This is a genomic window from Psychromonas sp. SP041 (genome assembly GCF_000470315.2).
In the GTDB taxonomy this organism is placed as follows: domain Bacteria; phylum Pseudomonadota; class Gammaproteobacteria; order Enterobacterales; family Psychromonadaceae; genus Psychromonas.
This window is the reverse complement of the sequence record NZ_CBRF02000070.1, coordinates 1-5,404: the sequence shown is the minus strand read 5'-3', so window position 1 is coordinate 5,404 and position 5,404 is coordinate 1. Positions and strand designations below refer to the sequence as shown.

2 protein-coding genes are annotated in these 5,404 nt (G+C 34.3%); both read left to right on the top strand.

The window, feature by feature from the left end:
- The first annotated feature begins 273 nt into the window (after positions 1 to 273).
- Positions 274 to 1,998, top strand: a complete 1,725-nt coding sequence (locus SP041_RS20460) for a sensor domain-containing diguanylate cyclase (protein WP_025564562.1) — start codon at positions 274 to 276, stop codon at positions 1,996 to 1,998.
- Between the two features lie 1,648 nt (positions 1,999 to 3,646).
- Positions 3,647 to 4,567, top strand: a complete 921-nt coding sequence (locus SP041_RS20455) for a porin (protein WP_025564563.1) — start codon at positions 3,647 to 3,649, stop codon at positions 4,565 to 4,567.
- Positions 4,568 to 5,404: the final 837 nt, after the last annotated feature.

Below are 5,404 nucleotides of genomic sequence, written 5' to 3'. Positions count from 1 at the left end.
GCGCATAGGTCAGTTGTTTATATGTTTTCATTGTTGCATCTCTTGCCGGAGAAAAAGCGATAAGCATATCTTCAGCTGATCGTCTTTTCTACCAATTCAAGTTATGCACTTATGATCTGAATCCAAGCAGGATTTGAAGGTCATTATAGGTGGATAAAATTAAGTTAAACAACAACGGCTACTTTTCCTATATAATTGATTGATAATTATACTTTATATATGGTGAATCAGTGTTGTCTTCTTTCCTAATTAATCTTATTGCAACGAATTAATATGACTAAATTATCACTCCGCTCTGTGCTTATTTTTCCCTATGTCGTACTTGTTGTTTTCTTAGCGCTTGCCATCGGTTCCCTTTCCTATAGTGCTGGTTATCATGCGGTGCAAACCGTATCGAATCATTTACTGGAAGAAACGGTTAGTCGCATTAGTCAGGCGATAGATAGGCATGTTGTTGGGTCTGTGGCGACGTTAGAAGTTGCTTTTCCTGATGGTATGCTGATGGATGCTGATATTAAAAGCAATTTAAATAATATAAGAGATCGTTTTTGGAGTGCCTCATCGCTTCACTTAGACCCCAATAATTATGTCTATTATGGCAACAAGGCTGGTCAAGCAATTGGCCTTTATCGATATTCCATTAAGAAAGGTGAATTAAGAGTTAAATATACACCTGAAGAGCATCGAAAATTCTATGAGCTTAATGGCATAAATAGCACTCCAACACTTTTATCTATTGAAGAAAAAAACTTTGACCCAAGAGTTAGACCTTGGTTCCATGCTGGTTCTCGTAATAATAATGATACTTGGACTTCGGTTTATATTGATTTTAGAACCCATGATTTAATTGCTACACGCGCGCGCCAGGTAATAGGGCGTGATGGTATGTTTGAAGGTGTCGTGGCAACAGATATGTCACTAAAGTCATTAAATGACTTTGTCAGTAACCTTAATATTTCAGAGAATGCTATCGCCTTTATTATTGAGCCTGATGGCCAATTGATTGCCTCTTCAGTGAGCCCGAATATTAAACGTAATAAAGATGGGATCAAAACAAGAGTAAAAGCAGACCAAAGTGGTAATGCCTTACTCTCTGATATTTATTCACAAATGGTTCCTCTCATTTCAGAAAAAGTAACCAATGATAAGCCAGAAACCTTTAGTTTTACTGATGATTTACAGCGTGAAATATATGTTGCCTATAATAAATTTGAAGATGGTGCTGGATTAGAGTGGATCAATGTTGTGGCGATACCCAGTTCTGATTTTATGGGGGATATTAAATACAATATTTTTCAAACTATTTTACTTGGTATCTTAGCAACTGGGTTAGCGGGGATAATTGGCTTTATCATACTTCAATGGGTGACTAGGGATTTGAAAGTGTTGTCACATGCCGTTAATAATGTGAATAGTGGGTATATTGAAGAGCCTATTAATATTCAAAGAAATGATGAAATAGGGGATTTAGCAAAGAACTTTTCGGCGATGCAGCGAAGATTACATACTGATTACCTTACTGGTTTACCTAATCGATATGCCTTTGAACAACGCTTAAAAACAAAAATAGAAAAGTATAATTCTGGAGAAAATATTAACCCATTTGCCATCTTGTTTATCGACTTAAACGATTTTAAAAAGATAAATGACGTTTATGGTCACGATGTTGGCGATCAAGTCTTAATTCAGTTCGCTGACAGGGTGCGCTCTGCTATTGGCCATGGTGACCTTGCCGCTCGGTTTGCTGGGGATGAGTTTGTTATTGTCATTAATGATGTTAATAATAAAGATTACTTAGAAACTGTCTTGTCTAGAGTAAAACAAACATTATCAGAGCCTCTTAATTCATCAGATGTTTTTACAGATAGTTTTGGTGGTGCGATTGGCGTCGCGAATTACCCTGAAGATGGAAGCACTATCGATCAATTATTGGTGGTTGCTGATAATAATATGTATGCAAATAAAGCAGAGATTAAAAAAATAATAAAACATCTTTAATCAAAGAGAGTGATAAGTCTTAGTGCTGAAATATAAAAGGTGATTAGTTGCTTAGCGATTAAGGATCTCGGGAGGAGAGCTTGCCTTTTGCCTCTAATCACCAACCAGCTGGCAATAAAACTCAACGCGGCTACAACTTCGTCACTGTTGAGCTTCCCGAAACAATGGATTCATTTTAGTAGTAAAACCAAACAGGATATTTGGAGCCGTTGAGGTTAGTGCATGAATGCACGTCCGATACGGGTCGTTTAAAATGAAGGAATTGATTGGATTCGGTGGCGAGTTATGCAACAGCATGATCCTACGAGCGGATTAAGTTTTGCGGATTCTGTTCCATTTTTTTCATATTGTGGGTAAAAGGTCTCTTCTGATAAGAGAAAATAGAGTTGCAGGCAGGATGAAAATACTGTTAATAAGTAGCAACATAGCAACATAGCAACATTGCAACATGGCTAAATTGCTGCATGAAAAGGTGAAAGGAGACGAATTAAATTTCAAAATAATTTAGAGCAATCTTTTTCGAAACCACACCTAAAAACTATTACCAAGAACCTATTATCAACAAGATACATCAACTCTTTAATCATATACGTAACCATACATGACTGGCTTTTTTGTTGTTTATCTTATGCCAATGTAGGGGCGCGTATAATCAGGGGACTTTTGCTAATGTTAAGACTTGTTTTAAGTTTTTTTTTGTTTTTATAGGTCATGTTGCAATAACAAGTTTGATTTCTCTACTACCGATTATTTAGTTTTAGAAACCCTACGGATAAGGTTAGTTAAAGATAGGCTGAACAAACACAAAGTTGGTGTTTTGTGTTGTTCCGTCTATCTTTAACTACATGATTAAAGTCTAGTATCATGAGCAAATGAATTGTACGGACCTTTTTTTGTCTAGAATCTGTTCATTTTATTACTTGTTGAATTTTATGGCTTGAATGGTAACGGGTATATATAAAGAAGAAAGACATCAGGAAGAATAGTCAAAAGTGTTTTATGCTAACTATTCATTAATTTAGTTAAAATTGTTTAGTGTCAGGAAGTGTTCCACTCATCATGCGTACATTTTAAAAGAACAATTAATGACGAGGTATATCGAAGAAAATTATTAGCAATATACCTCTGCTAATAATTTATATCGTTAATAAAAAGAGTTTTTGATATCTCATTTCTATTTAAACCTGTTAATTAAAATGACTAATTAAAATGACTAATTAAAATGGCTAAGTAAAATGATTTTATAAAGGTTATTAGGTAAATATGAGTCGTTAAACGACTGATCTTTTAATTCGCTTTATACGTATACGGCACTTTTATTCTGTTTTTTAGTCCATACGGTTATTAGTAATGCCAATAAAGTTCAATATTTAGTCTATTTTTTCTCTAAAAAACAAAAAAATGCAGCATTGCACGGCTAATTCCTCATTTAATTCCATTTTTTTTTGAGATCTAGATCACAATGCCTTTCTTTAATGTCGATTTTTTTGTGATGTTTGGTCATATAACTGTGTTTCCTATTTCCGCCTTCAGTTTTGTGTGGTAATTTTATTTTGCGCTTAAAACACTGTGACGCGTTGTTAACGCTAAAAGTATTTAAGTATTTAAGGACTCAATTATTATATCAATAGCCACAAGGTGATGGAAAATGAAAAAAACAATATTAGCAACAATGCTTACTTCTTTATTCGCAGCAACTACTGCACACAGTGCAATGATGCATGACGCTGACGGTATCAGTGTTGAGCTATACGGTGATGTTGAAGTACAAGCAATTAACACTACTGATGAAAACGAAGGTAAAAAAATCCAGCTTGATGAAGCAAACTTCGGTGTAAAAACAGCTTATGACATTACTGATGATGTAGCTGCTATTGGTGTTATTTCGTTTGAATCAATTACTAGTAACGACAATGATAATGGCGCAACACTAGATGATGCATACGTTGGTTTCTCTTCTGGTAAATACGGTACATTAACAGTTGGTAAGCAAGTTACTCTTTTTGATGATGCCGGCATCGGTGGTGATTACCAGTTTGGTTTTAACGATTTTTACGAGCAAACTACATCTAGTGAACAAGTAATTAAATATACTGTTGATAAAGGTACCTACTACGGTGGTATCGCTTACATTGTAAACAGTGATGATGATGATGGTCTTCGTGCTATAGATGGTAAATTAGGTGTTCGTTTTTCTGGTGTTGATTTAACTGCATTCTACGGCGAATCAGATCTTGCTGGTGGCGGTGAAACTAAAAACTTAAACTTAGAAGCGCGTTACACAATTGACAAATTAACATTAGCAACTGCTTATGCAACAACTGATATGGATGGCGGTAATGATATTCAATCTTTCGGTCTTGCTGCTACTTACCAAGTTAACACAAATGTACAACTTGCTGTTGGTTACGCAAACATCGATGAAGATAATGCTGAAGATGAAAATCAATACTACGCAAATGCTTCTTACGCATTTAGCAGTAACGTAAACACTTACTTTGAAATTGGTGGTACTGATGCTGATAATACTGAGTTAGGTTATGTTGCTGGTATGGCAATCTCTTTCTAAGATAAGTTTATTATAAATCAGGTTATTTTTATCTAATAAGTTAAAAATTAAAAACTGATACGATAATAGATTATAAAATTTGCTTATTCATTTTAAATGGATAAGCATTTTTTTTATGCTTTTAAAAATATAAAATATAAGGTTTTACTTATTAGCTAATATGAAACATATATAAAGCTAATTGTTAAAATATAAGTAATCTCACAAGCTATTTTTGTCTACTATTCGCATCAAATACTTCTTTTGTAAGACTCAATATCTTTTGTTGGGTAAAACAATAAGCATACATTCAACGTACTGTCTTTCGACCTATTCAAGTTATGCATTTATGTTTTTAATTTACGTAATACCGATTACATTAAATATGTTATCTAAATTTTGCGCAGGAAAAACAGTTCAATTCAAGGGGGAAATTGAGCCTGTCGAAGATTAATACCAAAAGAATTAATAAGGTGATCATTCTTGCTGGTTAAAATCCCGCCTAACTGCTTTGTGAGTTTTGAAGCGAGAACAACTATCTCCTACAACTCACGCCTTATTAGGGTTAATTTTTCCTGCGCAATCTCTGATCATTTATTTAATTCCATTGGTATAACTTCGTAATCGTCTATCGGAGAATTAACCAAAAGAAGTTAATTCTTTAATGGCTGTTCCCTTTACGAAATTTACAACGAGGAAGTGGGCTATTTTAACAAGCAAAATAGATAAGTTATTTATTGTGATTAATGGTATGGACCCTCTCCACTCCACTTACGGCTTCAAATGAGCCAATATAGAAGTGTTAAACAATCTATATACAGAAAAATAGAGAGGGTCACATGAATACTATAACAATCG